The following is a 16,983-nucleotide window of genomic DNA, read 5'->3' as shown; positions in this document are numbered from 1 at the left end:
ACGCCGGACTGGCGCCGCTTGGACGGAACTTGCCGCAGATCGCATCGGTGTGCGCGCCGTGTTTGGCGTTGTCGGCCCGGAGCCCGGCTCGGACGGACCATCACCCACAAACGGGGCCGGATGCCCACGGGGGAAGGCATCCGGCGTCATCACTATATGCCCTGATGATCCGGGAGCAACTGGGGCTTGATTCATGCGTGTGTCGCAGATAGTTGCGCTGATCGCAAATTGTCGTGCAGACTGTAGGCATGGGACGAGACATCTTCGAAGACATCGCCGCGATCCTGCACCCGATGGCCACCCGGCTGGGGGTGCGTCCCCGCCCGGACGAGGAGGAGGAGTTCACCGCGGACCGGCGTGAGACCCTGGAGCAGCAGGATCGCGTCACGCGGGAGTTGTTCGAGGGTTGGGAGCAGAACGGCACCGATCCGCTGCTCGCCGCGTTACGGCGGCAGCGGTCCCTCCGTGAGGACGCAGAAGAAAAGATCCGTCTGCTACTCGCGTACGGCCGGGAGTTCCCGCAGCCCGGCCGGAACCGCACCTACACACTCGATGCCCTCGCGAAGGCTGCCGGCATGTCCATCTCCGGGGTCCGCACGGCGTACGACCTCCCCCACGTGGTGGACGTAGCGCGGTTCACCGGAGCGCGGCTGCGGCCGGGCTACAAGCTACCCGAGGACTTCTCTCCGATGACGGAGGAGGAATCCGCCTTCTTCGACAAGTTGCTCACCGAGCAGGAGGGCAAGCAATGGCGCGGCCCGGACGACGCCGTGAGCGAGCCGTCATGACGCGGGGGTTCCCCTCGAGAAGATTCGCTCCAGGGCCGGCGGGCGGCTGGGCGTCCGATCTGGTCGGAACCGAGGGAGCGGACTCGTGGATGAGCTGACCGTCCTGCTGACCTCCGTCACGGACTTCACCAGCGCGCACGCCATGACGGTGGTGCCCGCGATCCCGGAGAATTCGCTCGGCCCCCAGGTACGCCTGGACGACGATCGGCTCGACTTACGGGGCTTCCTCGAGCTGGCGCAGCACCTCGGCGCCCGAGCCGTGTACCTGCAGGCAGAAGAATTCCTGCCCGAGCCCGGGACCGTCCCCGACCCGCCCCTGGACCGGCTCGGCGAGCTGTACCACCTGGAACTAGCCTTCGTCGGCGACGGCGTGCTGCACCACTGGGAGCACACCGCAGCCTGGTTCACGGCGTGGAGGGAACAGGCCGACAACGGGCAGCCCGAGATCAAGGCGGTCATCGACTCCCTGCTGGGCATGTCGGAGTTCCGCGCCGCGGCCGTCCGCGCTCGGCGCCGAATCGCCGAATTGCACGTGCCCGACAACGTCGATCACCTCGTGCGCTGGGCGATCGTGTCCCGGGCCTGCGAGCGGGCTGAGGAACTCACCCAGCATTGGTACGCCCACATCGAAGAGCAGTACGACGAACTCGCCGCGCAACTGCTCGACGACCCGGAGTACCGCAGCGCCGGCTCCGCCGCCGGCCGCAAGACCGCCACCGTGGGGTTCCTCACCAGGTGGGCGGAGGGCTGGTGTCCCCTCCCCGCGATCCGCGACGAGCTGTACGCACGAACCCGAGATCTCGCCAAGACCATCGCGAAACCGTCCGACCAGCCCTGACCAACTCCACCACCGTCGCTGCCCAAAGCACATCACCCAGGCAGTGACGAGAAATGCAAATCTGTCGGTGGCCTCTGGCACGCTGTCCCTGGCAGTGACGTATCGCGATCATGTGATCACGGAAGGGTCGCAAACATGGGAGTTTCCTTCTGCCCAGCCGGTGATCTTCGGGCGTGTTTGTGCAGCCCAGGGCCTGTCTCTCCACTGGGTTGGTCTGGGTGGGGTGAGTCCTGTGTCAGGCGGCCGTCACCCGGGTGGTCGTGAGGGTCGGTGTATAGGTCTGGTGGTCGCGGGTGAGGGCCCAGAGGACGTCGACGCGGCGGCGGGCGAGGGCGATGAGGGCTTGGTAGTGGTGTTTGCCTTCGGCACGTTTCCGGTCGTAGTAGGTCCGGGAGGCGGGGCAGGTCCGTAGCGAGGTGTAGGCGGACATCCAGAAGACGTTGCGTAGGACCCGGTGGTAGCGGCGCGGGCTGCGGTGGTTGCCGCAGACCGCGCCGGAGTCGCGGGTGACGGGGGCGAGGCCGGCGTGGGCGGCGAGTTGCGCCGGGCTGTCGTATTCGGTCATGCCGTTGGTGTGCACGAGCAGTTCCGCGGTGAGGACGGGTCCCATGCCGGGCAGGCTGATGATGTACGCGGTCAGCGGATGCTCGTCGATCAGCTGGCTGATCTGCGCGTCGATGTCGGCGGTGCGTTGGGCCAGGGCGAGGATGTCGGCGGTGAGGTGCCGGACGACCAGGGCGGCGGCGCGTTCGCCGGGCATCCGGACGGATTGGCGGCAGGCGGCGGTGTGCAGCGTGGCGGCGAGGGCGGCGGCGTTCGGGATGCCGGCCCGGCGCAGCAGGGCGGTGATGGTGGCGGTGCCGGCCTGCCGGATCGCGGCGGGGGTCTGCCACTGAGCGAGGGCGAGGACGGGGCCACGGCGTTTGAGATCGACGGCGTGTTGCAGGGCGGGGCTGATCGAGGTGAGGGTCTGCTGCAGGCGGCAGATCGCGGCGACCCGCTGCCCGATCAGGTCGGCCCGGTGGGCGGTGAGGACCCTGAGGTCTGCCAGGAGCCGGCCGGATGGTTCGAGCTGGGGGATGTCGGCGCGCAGCCGGACGGTCTGGGCGATGATCACGGCGTCGCGGGCGTCGCTCTTGTGTTCGCCGGCGAACGCGGCGGCCATGTGGTGGGCGACGGTGCCGGACACGTACCGGACGGTGAGGTGCCGCTGCCACAGCAGGGCGAGGAGCAGAGCGGACAGGGGTGTGGTGAGGTCCACCGCCCAGCACACGGGCCGGCCGAGTTCGGTGACGTCGGCGATGACCTCGAGCAGGGCTGATTCGGCGTTGGCGACCCGCTGGGAGTACTGACTCGGCCGGTGGTGTCGATGGCCGCGATGTGGTGATGGGTGTTGCCGATGTCCACGCCGATCCACAGTTTCGGCACCTGCCGCATCCTCTCCGTCGAGTCCGACCCCTGGGGGTGGTGGTGTCAGCGGGGGTCCGGCGGCCGGCACCTTTGGATGACGGCGATGGAGCGCGGGTTTCCCGTAGCGGTCCGCAGGACTGAGCGCTGACACACCTGGCGGGGACGGGGCGGCACCTCCCGGTGGCAGCCACAGGTTGACCATCACCACAGAGCCATGTCCGTCCACGCCCGGCCGGGGCCATGCAACGCCGACATCGACCATCGATGAACAACGCGGCACCCGGCCTACAATTAACAACGATCGATCTCGATGCCGGGTGACGACAGCCTCACACCGAAACCACCCCTCCGGGGGAAGATCGCTTGCGGGATAACGACGAGGGACCCGTCGCATTGTGCCGGTGCCGGTGCGGCACCCGCACCGCGCTGTCCGTAAGGGCTCATCCCAGATGGCTGTGTCTGGTCAGTCGGCGGTAGGCGAGCAGGAGACAGCCCAGGTCAGCGAAGGCTTGGAAGTGTTCGGCTTTGCGGTCGTAGCGGCGCACGAGGCGTCGGTTGTGTTGCAGCCAGGACAGGCACGATTCCACGATCCAGCGGTGCCGGCCCAGCCGTTGGGAGGACTCCACGCCTTTGCGGGCGATCCGTACCCCGATGCCGCGGCGGCGGACCTCAGCGCGTAGCGCCCGCACGTCATATGCTTTGTCGGCGTGCAGCTTCTCCGGAACGTGCCGGGGCCGACCCCGGTGGCCGCGGATCGGGATGATCGAGTCCAGCAACGGGAGCAGCAGTTGCGCGTCCGGCACGTTCGCGGCGGAGATCAGGACGGTCAGGGGCAGGCCGGTCCGGTCGCACAGGACGTGGATCTTCGAGCCTGGTTTGCCGCGGTCGACCGGGTTTGGGCCGGTCTCGTCGCCCCCTTTTGCGCGCGGAGGCTGATCGAGTCCACGATCGCCCGCGACCAGTCGATCTCACTGATCATCCCGAGTCGGTGCAGGAACTGCTGGTGCAGTCGTACCCATAGCCCGTCGTGGGTCCACTCGGTGAAGCGCCGGTGCACGGTGGAGCGGCTGACTCCGAACATCACCGCGGGTAGCTTGGCCCAGGAGCAGCCGGCCTGGACCAGGTACACGATCGCGGCCAGCACCGCTCGGTCATCGGCGCGTCGTTTCCCGCCGCCCTGCGGTCGCGCTGCTGGTACTGGGATCAACGGGCGTGCTGCCTGCCAGAAGTCGTCCGGCGCCCACGTGCAGACCATGTCCTCAACGACCGTCGTCACTCAATCAGCTTCGCAGCCCAGGCCAGAGCCCCGCCATCTGGGACGAGCCCTAAGGCGGGGGCGGGCCGCGTCTCCAATGACGGCCACGAGCTACGACGATCACCACACAGCGATACACCGCCCACGCTGGGCCCGGCCCGCGACATGTCACGGCTGCGGGGGCAAGACCGCCAGACCCACGTTAGTCAACGATCGTTCTCGATGAGAGTGACGGCGTCACAGGGGCCAGGAAAGGAATGCCGCGGCATAGATTCCGAGGCAGAGGAACTCGCCCCCATTTTCGGTCGGCGCTGTCCTGCGTGCTCGCCACAGCGACTGCCAACGAGTGGCTACAACGAGCAACGAGCTGCCGACACAATGACGGAGCGGGCCTGCGCTCCCTGTGACGCTCCGACGTCTTCGGCTGATCCGCTACTCGGCGGGCTTCGGGCGTCCTGGTTATTTCCGGGCAAATGGTGCTGGATGATGGGTTAGGGAAGGGTCCTGTCCCGTCGGTGGGCAGGTCGTCGGTCCAGTCCGCTTGATTAGTCGGTGGTCATCAAACAGGCAGTGGGGTACGCGTGACGGACCGCAGGGAGGCGCGCAGCGTGCCGGGCAGTCGGGTGCTGGCCGCGATATGTGCCGTGCTCTTAATGTTCGCCACGACGGGATCCTCCTGCCGCAGGTCAGAGCCTGCTGCCGAGCAGGTCCGGATCGCTGGGCTGGACGCGATTGCGCCGCCACCCGCGGGTAGTTCGTGGGCGCCGCGACCGGTGACTGCCGGTGGGCTGGTCGCGCTCGCGCAGGCCGGCGCCCGCGGGTTCGCGTTGCACACCGCGGGCGGTGATCGGGGGTTCCTGCCTGGGGTGAACCTGGGCAGCACCAACCCCGGTTTCCAGCCGGGCGAGCTGGCCATCACGGTCGCGGACTACCGGGCCTGGTTCTCGGCGATGGGGCAGCTGGGGGTGCGGGTGGTGCGTAACTACACCATCCACCCGCCCGCGTTCTACACCGAACTTGCCGCGTACAACACCGCCCACCGCGACCGGCCGCTGTATCTGATCCAGGGCGTGTACCTGCCCGACGAGTCCTACATCGAGAAGGAGAACCTGTACGACCCGGCCGTCACCCAGGCGTTCACCACCGAACTGCGCGACGCCTCGGCCGCGGTCTCCGGGAACTTCACCCGGGCGCCCACGCCCGGACACGCCAGCGGCACCTGGAACACCGACGTCAGCCGGTGGCTCGCCGGGTGGATCATCGGCGTGGAATGGGACCCCAACGCGACCTCAGCCAGCGACCGGAAGAACAGCCGCGCGCCGGCCCACCACGGCCGCTACTTCACCAACACACCGCAGGCCAGCGCGACCGAACGGTGGCTGGCGGCCCGGATGGACGAGCTGGCCACCGACGAGGCCGGCCACGGGCGTACCGAACCGATCGCGTTCGCGAACTGGCCCACCGCGGACCCGCTGCATCACCCGGCGGAACCGCTGGAACAGGAAGACCTGGTCGGGGTGGACGCCAACCATGTCCAGCCGACCGCCGCGTGGCCCGGTGGCACGTTCGCCAGCTACCACGCGTACCCGTACTACCCGGACTTTCAGCGCTACGAGTTCCCGGGGCGGCCGGACCCGTACGCGGCGTACCTGGCCGCCTTGCGCAAGCATCATGCCGGGATGCCGGTGGTGATCAGCGAGTTCGGGGTGCCGTCCTCCATCGGTACCGCGCACGCGGGCCCGCTCGGCCGGGGGCAGGGCGATCACAGCGAGCAGGAGGCGATGCGGATCGACGCGGACGTGCTGCGCGTGATCCGGAAACAGGGTATGGCCGGCGGGTTCGTGTTCGCCTGGGCGGACGAATGGTTCAAGAAGACCTGGAACACGGTCAACCATCAACTGCCCGCGGACCGCCGCCAGCTCTGGCACGACCCGATGACCAACGAGCAGTACTTCGGGATCCTGGCCACCGACCCGACCGGCCCGCCGGAGCAGCCGGAGCAGACCCTGCTGGACAGCCCGACCGGCGTGCCGGCCCGCAAGGTCACCGCACGCCGGGACGAGAGCTTCCTGTGGCTGCGGATCACCCTCGCCGACCTAGCCCCGACCCGGCTCACCATCGGTCTGGACGTCCTGCCTCAGCTCACGGGTGACCCGCCGCCCGGCGGCCTGGACCGGCGCCCGGACACCGCGCTGACACTCGACCTGAGCGCCCGCACCGGGCAGGCGTGGATCCGCTCGCAACTCGACCCGCTGCAGACGGACTGGCCGGTGCCGGACAACGAACGCCCGGAGGCCCCGCCAGGCTGGCACGCCTACCAGCTCATCACCAACCGGCCGCTGTACGTCCCCACCCTGGACCGCGTCCTGCCGGCCGAGTTGTTCGACGCCGGCCGGCTGCGCTACGGCGGCCTGAACCCTGCCGAGCCCGGCGCGGACAGCCGCGCCCTGTGGGTCCGCGACGGCGCCGACCTGACTGTCCGGGTGCCGTGGGCCCTGGCCGGGTTTTCCGACCCGTCGTCGCTGCAGGTCCTGACCCCTCACGGACGGGACCCGGTGAGCACCACCAGCCCCGGCGTTACGCCCATCCTGTCGGTCGACCACATCGACCAGACCGCCGGATGGTTCCGGTGGCAGCAGTGGCAGCGGGTGTACCACACCGAACGCCTCAAGCCCGGCGCCGATCAGCTCCAACGCGCCTTCATCGCCACCGGCGGATAGCGCAGAAGCCCGGCCGAGATCGTCGACGCGCCGAGAGCTTTCGGGGTCCGGGATGCCGTACCCCCTGGTTACGGTGACCACCCTGCGGGCGACACGAACTCCTGGTCGAGGCGTTGTGGGCGCGGGGAGTTACGTCCGTGCGCCTCCTCGAGCCTGCGGGCTGACGACTAGGCTGCGGCCATGGCGGAGATCAAGTCCCCGACACCCCCGGAAGCCTTCGAGCTGCTGCTCGCCGGCAACCAGCGCTTCGTCGCGGGCACCCCAGGGCACCCGAACCAGGACGCGGCACGCCGCGCCGAGATCGCACCGGGGCAGCGGCCGTTCGCCGTCCTGTTCGGGTGCTCCGACTCCCGGCTGGCAGCGGAGATCATCTTCGATCGTGGCCTGGGTGACCTGTTCGTGGTGCGCACCGCGGGCCACGTGATGGGCGCCGAGGTGATCGGCAGCATCGAGTACGGGGTGGCCGTGCTGGACTGCCCGCTGGTGGTGGTCCTCGGTCACGACTCGTGCGGCGCGGTGGGCGCCGCGTGCGCCGCACTGGAGGACGGGATGGCGCCGGCCGGGTACGTGCGGGACGTCATCGAGCGGGTGACGCCCAGCGTCCTCGCGGCGCGGGCCGCCGGCCGCGTGACAGCGGAGGAGATCCTGGCTGAACACATCAGGCACACGGTCGAGCTGCTGTTGGACCGCTCCCGGGTGCTTGCCGAGCGGGTCGCCGCCGGCCGGGCCGCCGTCGTGGGTCTGTGCTACCGCCTGGCTGACGGGAGTGCCGAGATGGTCGCCGCCCATGGCCTCGATGTCCCCGCAGACTCCGCTTTGTGACCGAAGTACTGAGATCGTTGCCGCTCATCCCGCCGTTGCCTCCGCGCCTGCGGACCCTCGTCCCGCGACAGCCTCGAGGCCGGCAGTTGGAGTACGTGCGTCCACCGCGCGGCGGGCACGTGTCTGCCTCGTCTTGGTGTACGGCGCCGAGCCGAGGCGTGTCAGGTGCGGAACTGGGTGACCTCGCCGCGTAGCCGGCCTGCCACCTGGGTGAGTTCTTCGGCGGTCTGCTGCGCCTGCTGGGAACCGGCCGAGGTGGTTTGGGCGGTGCTGGCCACCCCGACGATGTTCTCGGTGATCTGCGCCGATCCGTACGCGGCTTCGCCGATCCCGCGGCTCATCTCCTGGGTGGTGGCGGTCTGTTCTTCCACCGCCCCGGCGATGGTGATCGAGTATTCGTTGATCTTGTTGATGATGTCGTCCACCCGGGTGATCGCCGCGTCCGCGGCGGAGGTGTCCTGTTGGATGGTGTCCACCAGGCGGGCGATGTCGTCGGTGGCCCTGGCGGTTGCCTGGGCGAGGTCCTTGACCTCGCCGGCCACCACCGCGAAGCCCTTGCCGGACTCGCCGGCGCGGGCGGCTTCGATGGTGGCGTTGAGCGCCAGCAGGTTGGTCTGTTCCGCGATCTCGGTGATGAGTTTGACGACGGTGCCGATCTCGGCGCTGCTCGTGCTCAGCTGAGAGATCGCCTGGGACGCCTCGCGGGCGCCGTCGACTCCCGCGGTGGCGACGCGGGCCGCTTCCGCGGCGCTGCCGGAGATCTCCGCGATCGCGGCGGTCATCTCCTCGGTGCCCGCGGCGACCGTCTGCACGTTGCGGGACACCTCCTCGGAGGCGGAGGCGACCTGATCGGACTGTGTGGAGGTTGCGGTGGCCGCCCCGCCCAGATGATTGGACACCTGGGCGAGCTGTTCGGCGGCGTTGGCCACGGTAGCGCTATCGGTGTTGATCACCGCGAACGAGGTCCGCAGCCGGTCCAGGGTGGTGTCGACCGCATGGCCCAGCGCGGCCAGTTCATCGCGGCCGGTCAGCCTGACCCGGACGGTGAGGTCCTTGTCCGCGACCTGTCGCATCGCGGCGACCATGCGGCCCAGCGGCCGAACGATGGTGCGTGTGACGAGGAACGCCAGGGTACCGGCCAGCAGCAGGCAGACCACGCCCGTGCCGGCCATCAGGATGCGAGTGTCGTCGCTGGTCGTGTCGAAGTCCGCGCGGGCCTGATCGGACCGCTTGGTGGTCTGGTCCACCAGAGCGTCGGCTCCTTGCACGATTTTGCCCATCCATTCCAGTGACTCGCCCGAGGCGAGACTGTTGGAGGCGGCGATCGACGTGGCCGTTCCGGCCCGGTACCCGGCGATGATCTTCTGGTCGGTCTGCAGGAACGCGTCGAACGACTTCTGCAGGTCTGCGACCGTCGCGCGTTCCTGCGCGGTGAGCGGATCGGCGCCCAGCGCGGACAGGTCGGTGCGGAATGCCGCGGTGGAGGCCAGGAACTCCTTGCGCTGCCCCGTGGTGTCGTCGGCCGCGTGCGGTACCCCGCGCACGAAGTCGAACGCGTACCCGGTCTGCCAGCCGGCGAAGTCTGCGGTGCGGAACTTCGCGGTCTGGGCGTGCGAGCGGACGCCGGCGGCCTCGGTCACGCTGGTGGTGGCCGCGTCCATCCGCGCCTGACCCCGCAGCCCGATCCCGATACTGACCGCCAGCAGCAGCCCCACCAGCCCGAAGGCCGCTCCCAGCCGGGCACCCACCCGCAGGTTTCTGATCATGTTCACAGCAATCCCCCGATGCCCGGCCTCGTCTTGCTGTGAATCGGCTGCCGCCGCCTGGCCCTGAACCGAGACCCTCACGACGTACGGCAGATCACGACCCGGGCAGGCCAGCGCGCGTAGCCGGCTGTTCTACGACGGCACGGTTTTCGTACCTCTCGGCATGCACCCTGGGCAGGTCCCCCACGGGGCAGATGTGACCGACGTTGCGGTCGGTTACGTCGTGGAGATCAGGTGACGGTGCTGCGGGGGTAGGGCCGCGCGACGGTGGGCGATGACGCCTACGGGGCAGCCCGCCAAGGGATGATTTCATGCGCGTACACGTGTTAGCGGCATCTGTTCTGGTCACGGCTTGTGGGGCGACGTTCGGTCTGGCCGGGCCGGCCGTCGCGGGCAGTAAGGACGACGGTCTGACGCTGCTGGTTCCCAGCCTCGCGTCGATGCTGCCCGTCCAGCAGGGCTGGATCAGCACGATCTGGCAGGCCGACCAGGATGTCTGCGACATGCGGGCGACCCTGACCGGGTCCGGCGCGAAGGTCACCTACCCGGAGAGCACGGCCGCCTTCTCGTCGTTCTCCACTGCTTCCGCGTTGGCGGCCGGGAAACATCGACTACACGGCGTTCCGCGTCACGGCTCCGAGCACGGCGACCGTGCCGGTCACGATGACCCTGAACGTGGATTACCGGCTGCTGCCCCCGGGCAGATCAAGAAGGACGACGACCTGAAGACCAAGAAGGTCAACTGTTCGGGGCCCAAGGGCAGCCAGACGCTGAACGCGACCCTGCCGGTGACATCGCGCACCGCAGCCGCGATCACGGTGAAACCCCACCGGTGCTGGTGAAGAAGGACACCCCGACCTGGACGAAGATCGTGCTGCGGGGCAACAAGCCCGGCCTGGACAACGTCAAGGTCACCCTCACCCCGCCACCCGGACTCGACGTCGTCTACCCCGGTGACGCCTCCGCTGCGGGCCTCAACAACGGCCCGACCCTGGCGGTCGCCGAGGACGACTTCATCTCGGTCCGCCTGACCGCGACCGGCCTCGACCCCGAGCAAGACCTACCGGGTTCCGCTGACCGCGACCTACACCGGGGGCGGCTTCACCGGCTCGGTCCTCATCGGCGCTGCCTGAAACCGCCCCACGACCTGCGACCTGAAGGAGACCTTCATGCGAGCCCGCACCACCCGCGTCCTGTCTCTCGCCGCGGCCGGCGCCGCTGCGGCAATCGCCCTCTGCTCGGGCTGTCCGGGTGCGGCGCCGAACATGAGGCGACCGCGGAGGCGCAGCAGACCGTAGGCGCTGCCCAGGCCGCCCCGGCCGGTGCTGCGCGGACGCCGCAGGGCACGTTGTCACGGCGACTGCGGCGCACCTGTGCAAGGTGCAGTCGACCGTGTACGACAACCCGAAGGCGATGGCGGAGGCCTACCAGGCCACTCCCGCCTACCCCGGGTTGACCAAGGCCCAGGTTGCCGCGTTCCAGCAGAAGCTGACCAGTGACACCGCGTTCGCGAAGCAGCTGAGCGCCAACCTGGCGCAGACCTGCAAGCCGGGCAGCAGACCCGGCCGGTTCCATTCCCCACCCGGTCGGTCGGCCGGGCGGCATCCCTCGCCGCCCGGCCGATCACTCTTTCGTCAGCCGGCTGCTGCCCTCCGGTGACGTCGCCCGGCTGAAGGTATGAGCTACACCCGGCCGGCAACCGTGCCGTACCGGGATCCGCGCTCCTGCTCTCCGAACGTGTGGATGTCGGGCCCGCCTGTGGCCTGGCGAAACGGGGGGTCACGTGGAGCGCACCGGCGCACGCGGCACGGGCACCACAGCAGCACCGGCGGACACCGCGGACACGGCGTCGAGCCGTCCCGAGGGCGGCCTACCACCCATGCGGGTGGCGCTGGCGCGTACCGCGGGGTTTGCGCTCGTGTACGCGGTGGCGCTGCTGGCCGGGCGGATGACGGTGATCGACGGCAGCAGCCTGGCGATGTTGTGGCCCGCCGCGGGGTTCGCCGTGGTGTGGTTCTGCGTCCAGCGCCACGCCCGTACCCGGTGGGTGGACGGGTGCGCCCTGACCTTGATCGCGCTGGCGGGCAACGCGGCCACCGGTGTCGCACTTCCCGCCAGTGCGGTGCTGGCGGTGGCCAACCTGGTGCAGGCCGTGGTGTTCGTGTGGCTGCTGGGACGCTGGCGGCCCACCCTGTGGGGCGCCGACGGCGGCGCCCGGCTGTCCGCGCCGCGGGACCTGGCCTACCTGCTCGCTGTCACGGCCGTCGCCGCGACCGTGAGCGCGGTGTTCGGCCTGACCGGTCTGTGGCTGGCCGGCGCGCCGATGTCGTGGCTGGTGGTGGCGGAGTGGATGGCCCGGCAGGTCGCCAGCGTGTTCGTGCTGGGCACCACCGGGCTGTGGTTCGGGCCCGCCGTCAGCGGATTCCGGGCCCGATACCGGTCGCTGGCCGGCTGGTGGCAGGCCGCGGACAAGGCGTTGCGGGCGATGCCGGCGTGGCGGGTCACCGAGTACCTGGCCGTGGCGCTGTGCTCCACCGTCGCGTATCTGTTCGGGTTCGTCTTCGACCACGGTCTGCCGCTGGCGTTCCCGCTGATCGCGCTGACCGTGTGGGCCGCCGTCCGACTGCGCACCAGCTTCCTGGTCCTGCACCACCTGATCTTCGGCGCGGCGGCGATGCTGTTCACCCTGTACGGCCAGGGACCGATGGCGGCCCTCGCGGACCCGCACGCCCGGGCCATGACCGCGCAGGTGTACGTGGTGCTGATCGCCGCCATCGGGCTGGCCCTCGCACTGGGCCGCGACGAACGCACCGCCCTGGTGGCCGAACTGACCCGGCACGACGCGCTGATGAGCGCAGTGATCGACACGATGGCCGACGGCCTGTCCCTGGTCGACGCCGACGGCCAGGTCGTGCTGCGCAATCCCGCCGGGGTGCGGCTGCTCGGGCAGGCCGGGGCCATGCGCGACGTGCAGAGCTGGACACATCACCTCGACGGCAGCCCAATCACCGCGCAGGAGTTGCCGCCGGCGCGGGCTCTGGCAGGAGAGCAGGTCGAACCGGTCGACCTGCTGTTCACCGACCCGGACGGCCGTGACGGGCGGATCGTGCAGGTCTCCGCGACCCCGCTGCTCGGCTGCGACGGCACCCGCAACGCGGTCGTGCTCTACCACGACGTCACCGCCGAACGCCGCCACCGCGACCAGCTCGCCACCTTCGCCGGGGTGGTCGCGCACGACCTGCAGAGCCCGTTGACCACCGTGGAGGGCTGGTCCGAGGCGGCCCATGACGCCCTGGACGCCGAGCAACCCGCGATCGACCTTGCCCGCGACGGCATGGCCCGGGTCACCCGTGCGGCCGTACGCATGCGCGGACTGATCAACGATCTGCTGGCCTACACGGCCGCCCGTGACGCCGACCTCACCCTCACCCAGGTCGACCTGACCGGCATGGTCGGCGACATCGCCGCCGGACGCGCCGACACCGCGGCCGCCGCCGGCCTCCCGGTGCCGCAGGTCGCCCTCGGCCGGCTGCACCCCGTGCACGCCGACGCGGGCGCGGTCCGGCAACTGCTGGAGAACCTGATCGGCAACGCCATCAAATACACGTCGCCCGGGGTCACCCCGCACGTCCGGATCACCAGCTCCCAGTCGGGCGGCTTCGTGCAGGTCACCGTCGCGGACAACGGCATCGGCATCCCCGCCGGGCAGCACGAGGCCATCTTCGGCAACTTCCACCGCGCCCACCCCGGCGCCGGCTACGCGGGAACCGGGCTCGGCCTGGCCATCTGCCAGGGCATCGTGATCCGCCACGGCGGCACCATCCACGCCGACGACAACCCCGGCGGCGGTTCCCGCTTCACCTTCACCCTGCCCACTGCCGACCCGCTCGCCGCCCCCGCCGGTACGGGTGCCCGGCCGCTCACCCCGCCCGCCCCGGCCGGCGCCGTCCGCCGCCTCACCGACCCGGCCCCAGGCCGGGAGACGCCCGTCCCCACCATGGCCTGACCACCGCCGACCGCCGCGAAATCCGAGGAATCGGGCTGGGGCTGCGGCGCAGGTGGTCCTCCGGCCGCCGCGTCCAGCCACCGTACGTCTGCACCCCCAGCGCGAGACGCCCCACAGTGCCCCCGGCCAGCACGCTGGTTTCAGGCGTTCGGGGTTGACACTGGATCTAACGGCACCTCTCTTTGTCAAGGCGTCGGGGCCAGAGAGGTCTCCGTGTCGTGGACCATGAGCTTCCCCCCGGGGTGTGGACACCGGGTTATGCCGCGACTTGGAGCAGCGTAGCCGGGTCGGGGGTTTGTTCGTAGTCGGCGGGGCTGCGGTAACCGAGGGCGGAGTGCCGGCGGCGATGGTTGTAGAACGCGATCCAGCGGAACACGTCGCGGCGGGCATCGGCCTCGCAGGCCCAGCGGCGCCTGTCGACGTCGAGTTCGCGTTTGAGCGACGCGAAGAACGCCTCGGCCAGGGCGTTGTCGAACGACGACCCGATCCGGCCCCTCGACCGGCGTACCCCGTAGCGGCGGCAGGCGTCCGCGAAGGCGGTGCTGCCGTATTGGCTGCCGCGGTCGGAGTGGAACACCACGCCGTGGACCCGGTGCCCGCGAGCCGCGACCGCCGCGTGCACAGCGTCGATGACCAGCTCGGCGCGCATGTGAGAGTTGATGGACCAGCCGAGCAGCCGCCGGGAGTAGATGTCGATGACGGTGGCCAGGTAGATGAATCGATCCCCGACCCGCAGATAGGTAATGTCGCCGCACCACCGCTGATCCGGTGCAGGGGCGGTGAAGTCGCGACCGAGCAGGTCTGGCACCGGCGCCGCGGCCAGGTCCGGGATCGTGGTCCGTTTACGCCGGCGCAGGTGCCGGCCGACCACCGCACGCTGACGCATGATGCGCTCGACCCGTTTGCGGTTGACCCGCAGACCTTGCTCGCGCAGTTCGACAGTGACCCTCGGTGAGCCGTAGGCGCCGCCCGAGGCGGTGTGCACCGTGGTGATCGCGGCGGCCAGCGCGTCTTCGGCGGCGGTCCGCGCGGCCCGGCCGGGTGCGGCGGCGGCCCACCGGTAGAACCCGGAGCGCGACACCGCCAGGACCCGGCACAACCGCTTCACGCCGTGCTCCCCACGGTGGGTGGAGATGAACCGGAAGCGGCTGGTCACCGATCCATCTCCTTCGCGAAAAACGCGGCGGCCTTGCGCAGGATCTCCTTCTCCTGCCGCAACTCGGCCACCTCACGGCGCAGCCGGGCGATCTCAGCGTCCTTGTCCGCCACCGACAACCTGGCACCCGCCGAACCCTGCGAGATCAGCGCCCATTTCGCCGAGATCTACGGCGCGTCGGTGAGCCGGGAGACGGTCTTCCCGGATCACCGACCGGGTGATCGAGGAGATCTGTAGCCCAGACCAGAGTCACCGCCGCAACCGACGCACCCTCCCGCGGTTTGCCCCGGTCTCCGGCTCCGTGCTGCGCGAACTGCTCATCCGGGCCACGGCCCCGCCGGCCCCGGCGCGGCGGTGGACGCTGCACCACCGCCAGGTCGCCGCGCGCACCGCCAGCGCCGCGGCGATCCGGCACGAGCGGCTGCACGCCGAGTACGACTCCCGCGACGCCGCAGCCGCCACTGGTGAGGGCTGGGCGGCCGGCGCAGCCGCAGCCCGCGCCGCCGTGCGCCGCGGCGGCCTGGGCGCCGCGGCGCACGGCGGCGCGGGCTGGCCCGAGGTCGCCCAGCCCGGCGCAGGCCTGCCCGCGCGCTACTAGGCGGCCTGGTCAACGGACCTGTGGGTTGGTTGAGCACCTTGGACGTTGCTGAATAACGACTGGTAGCTGGCTAAGGGAGGGACCTCGGGGGCTTGACGTGCCCCCGACCCGCTCTTGACTGGGGCTTCGTTCGGCCAGAGGGCCGCTGTCCGTAAGGCTCGACCTGAGGCAGTGAAACAGGAAGTATGTCAGCTTTCGTGCTATTCAGTATGTTTTTAGGAATTTATGGCTGATTTGTAGGGATGACTATCGGGCCATAGGTTTCATTTCCGCAGGAACTTGGTTGCGGATTGGTTGCCAGGACCCCCCCTCCGTGGTCACCCGTCCCCGTTCTCGAATGTCTCGAATTTGGCGGCATCGAAGCACGCAGCCCCTGCATGACAGTCGCAATGGAGGTTGAGGATGTCATCGTGGTGGAAATCCATCACACGCCGTTCTTCGGTAATGCTGCTCAGCGGTGCGGTTATCGCTTCGGCTAGCGCCGGGCTAGTTGCCACGTCTGAGGCGCCGGCGCTGGCGTATACCAGGATCGGCTGTAAGTTCCAGGGCACTAATCCCGCGCTGCACTACAAGAAGAACGCCGCGACCGCCTCGCACTGGACCGCCACGGTCGAGGGAGCGAAGCGCTGGAATGCCGTGAATGCTCCCGGTAGCTTTGCCTCGACGACTGGCAGCACTTACAACATCTTCGTCACCGAGCAGAGTTTCCTGGACCACAGCATCTTCGCTCAGACGACGGGAACCTGCACCAGCGGCGGAACCTGGCAGAACAACAGCACACGGTTCACCTGGAACACCGAGGGCACGGTGGGGCTGAACGCCACCCAGCAGCGCATGATCGCTACCCACGAACTGGGTCATTCACTGGGCCTGAACCACATGAACACCAGTTCCTGCTCGGGCACCAAGTCAGTCATGGCGCAGGGCTCCATCAAATGGTCGTGTGGTTGGGGAACCGAACCCTGGCCGGACGACATCAACGGCGTCAACGCCATCTACTGACAAGGGATTAGTGAGACATGCGTAGCCGTATCGTGGCGCTCGCCGTAGCCGGTCTCGCGACCGCCGCAACCGCCGGAGCTGTTTACAGCACTGCCACCCACGCCGACACACACACGAATGCTTCAGTTGCTCAGGTCGCGCAAGCGCCGAAAAACGCGACTCAGTCGAAGATCGTGATCCACACCGACCACGCCGAAATGGACTCCGCGGCCGACCTCTCGGATTACTCCGACTACGTGGTCAGTGGATCTTTCGCCGGCATTGCCAAGAAGGGCCTCGCCAGCGACTACGGCTTGGTCGGCAAGGGTGACCCGAACGACCCGACCGTCAACCTGTGGAACTTCCACGTTGACCGGGTCATCAAGGGCAGCGGCCCCTCCGACGTCCTGGTTCTGCGCTACGACGACGAGCAGGTCGAGTCCGATGAAGCCCCGGTGTCGAAGGGCATGGACACCGTCTTGTTCCTCACCGACGAACGCAACGGTGCCCGCGCCGTCGTCGGTGGTGACCAAGGCATGCTCCTGCGCGAGGACAACGGTGACCTGACCCGCGTCGACCCGGGGCAGGGCGAGCTCACCGACGCCTCATCGGTAGCGGAGCTGACCGAAACCGTCGAATAGTC

At 69.4% G+C, this 16,983-nt stretch carries 14 protein-coding genes; 10 read left to right on the top strand and 4 right to left on the bottom strand.

Annotated features, from left to right (window positions below):
- Positions 1–248 precede the first annotated feature (248 nt).
- A complete protein-coding gene (locus ACMCNK_RS22910; protein ID WP_412738432.1) occupies positions 249–788 on the top strand; it encodes a hypothetical protein in 540 nt (179 codons plus the stop codon).
- Between the two features lie 85 nt (positions 789–873).
- On the top strand, positions 874–1,626 hold the full coding sequence (locus ACMCNK_RS22905; RefSeq protein ID WP_412738431.1) for a hypothetical protein: 753 nt from the start codon (positions 874–876) through the stop codon (positions 1,624–1,626).
- 235 nt (positions 1,627–1,861) lie between these two features.
- On the opposite strand, the gene ACMCNK_RS22900 is transcribed toward ACMCNK_RS22905, so the two are convergent.
- Both ACMCNK_RS22900 and ACMCNK_RS22895 read right to left on the bottom strand, forming a co-directional pair.
- Entirely contained in the window at positions 1,862–3,043 is a 1,182-nt protein-coding gene (locus ACMCNK_RS22900) for an IS110 family transposase (RefSeq protein WP_412738430.1), read from the bottom strand.
- A gap of 433 nt (positions 3,044–3,476) precedes the next feature.
- Positions 3,477–4,291, bottom strand: a protein-coding gene (locus ACMCNK_RS22895; protein WP_412740955.1) for an IS5 family transposase whose coding sequence is annotated in 2 segments (ribosomal slippage) — positions 3,477–3,941 and positions 3,944–4,291 — 813 coding nt in all. Because the reading frame shifts where the segments join, the coding sequence is not laid out codon by codon here.
- A gap of 773 nt (positions 4,292–5,064) precedes the next feature.
- Here ACMCNK_RS22895 and ACMCNK_RS22890 point away from each other — a divergent pair.
- Positions 5,065–7,011: a hypothetical protein gene (locus ACMCNK_RS22890; RefSeq protein WP_412738429.1), complete on the top strand. Its 1,947-nt coding sequence runs from the start codon at positions 5,065–5,067 to the stop codon at positions 7,009–7,011.
- 180 nt (positions 7,012–7,191) lie between these two features.
- Entirely contained in the window at positions 7,192–7,833 is a 642-nt protein-coding gene (locus ACMCNK_RS22885) for a carbonic anhydrase (RefSeq protein ID WP_412738428.1), read from the top strand.
- A gap of 161 nt (positions 7,834–7,994) precedes the next feature.
- Here the strand turns inward: ACMCNK_RS22885 and ACMCNK_RS22880 are convergent, their stop codons facing one another.
- Complete coding sequence (locus ACMCNK_RS22880; protein WP_412738427.1) at positions 7,995–9,599, bottom strand: methyl-accepting chemotaxis protein; 1,605 nt, start codon at positions 9,597–9,599, stop codon at positions 7,995–7,997.
- Between the two features lie 311 nt (positions 9,600–9,910).
- On the opposite strand from ACMCNK_RS22880, the gene ACMCNK_RS22875 reads away from it, so the two are divergent.
- From ACMCNK_RS22875 to ACMCNK_RS22865, 3 genes are all read left to right on the top strand, one after another.
- Complete coding sequence (locus ACMCNK_RS22875; RefSeq protein WP_412738426.1) at positions 9,911–10,441, top strand: hypothetical protein; 531 nt, start codon at positions 9,911–9,913, stop codon at positions 10,439–10,441.
- 550 nt (positions 10,442–10,991) lie between these two features.
- Complete coding sequence (locus ACMCNK_RS22870) at positions 10,992–11,258, top strand: hypothetical protein (protein ID WP_412738425.1); 267 nt, start codon at positions 10,992–10,994, stop codon at positions 11,256–11,258.
- Positions 11,259–11,382: 124 nt separating this feature from the next.
- Positions 11,383–13,605, top strand: a complete 2,223-nt coding sequence (locus ACMCNK_RS22865; protein ID WP_412738424.1) for an ATP-binding protein — start codon at positions 11,383–11,385, stop codon at positions 13,603–13,605.
- A gap of 256 nt (positions 13,606–13,861) precedes the next feature.
- Here the strand turns inward: ACMCNK_RS22865 and ACMCNK_RS22860 are convergent, their stop codons facing one another.
- Positions 13,862–14,761 (bottom strand): IS3 family transposase, encoded by a 900-nt coding sequence (locus ACMCNK_RS22860; protein ID WP_412738423.1) that lies wholly within the window; start codon positions 14,759–14,761, stop codon positions 13,862–13,864.
- A 217-nt stretch (positions 14,762–14,978) separates the two neighbouring features.
- Between ACMCNK_RS22860 and ACMCNK_RS22855 the strand changes: the two genes are divergently transcribed.
- The 3 genes from ACMCNK_RS22855 (at position 14,979) to ACMCNK_RS22845 (ending at position 16,981) form a co-directional block, all read left to right on the top strand.
- Positions 14,979–15,359: a hypothetical protein gene (locus ACMCNK_RS22855; protein WP_412738422.1), complete on the top strand. Its 381-nt coding sequence runs from the start codon at positions 14,979–14,981 to the stop codon at positions 15,357–15,359.
- Between the two features lie 402 nt (positions 15,360–15,761).
- Positions 15,762–16,361 (top strand): matrixin family metalloprotease, encoded by a 600-nt coding sequence (locus ACMCNK_RS22850; protein WP_412738421.1) that lies wholly within the window; start codon positions 15,762–15,764, stop codon positions 16,359–16,361.
- 17 nt (positions 16,362–16,378) lie between these two features.
- On the top strand, positions 16,379–16,981 hold the full coding sequence (locus ACMCNK_RS22845) for a hypothetical protein (RefSeq protein WP_412738420.1): 603 nt from the start codon (positions 16,379–16,381) through the stop codon (positions 16,979–16,981).
- Positions 16,982–16,983 lie beyond the last annotated feature (2 nt).

The organism is Krasilnikovia sp. MM14-A1259, assembly GCF_047159535.1.
Taxonomy (GTDB): domain Bacteria; phylum Actinomycetota; class Actinomycetes; order Mycobacteriales; family Micromonosporaceae; genus Actinoplanes.
Note: the sequence above shows the minus strand (reverse complement) of the source record. Positions and strands in the feature narration are given on the sequence as shown.

Coding starts and splice junctions, on each gene's coding strand:
- ACMCNK_RS22910 (WP_412738432.1), top strand. CDS start 249: ATGGGACGAGACATCTTCGAAGACATCGCCGCGATCCTGCACCCGATG.
- ACMCNK_RS22885 (WP_412738428.1), top strand. CDS start 7,192: ATGGCGGAGATCAAGTCCCCGACACCCCCGGAAGCCTTCGAGCTGCTG.
- ACMCNK_RS22880 (WP_412738427.1), bottom strand. CDS start 9,599: ATGATCAGAAACCTGCGGGTGGGTGCCCGGCTGGGAGCGGCCTTCGGG.
- ACMCNK_RS22875 (WP_412738426.1), top strand. CDS start 9,911: ATGCGCGTACACGTGTTAGCGGCATCTGTTCTGGTCACGGCTTGTGGG.
- ACMCNK_RS22850 (WP_412738421.1), top strand. CDS start 15,762: ATGTCATCGTGGTGGAAATCCATCACACGCCGTTCTTCGGTAATGCTG.
- ACMCNK_RS22845 (WP_412738420.1), top strand. CDS start 16,379: ATGCGTAGCCGTATCGTGGCGCTCGCCGTAGCCGGTCTCGCGACCGCC.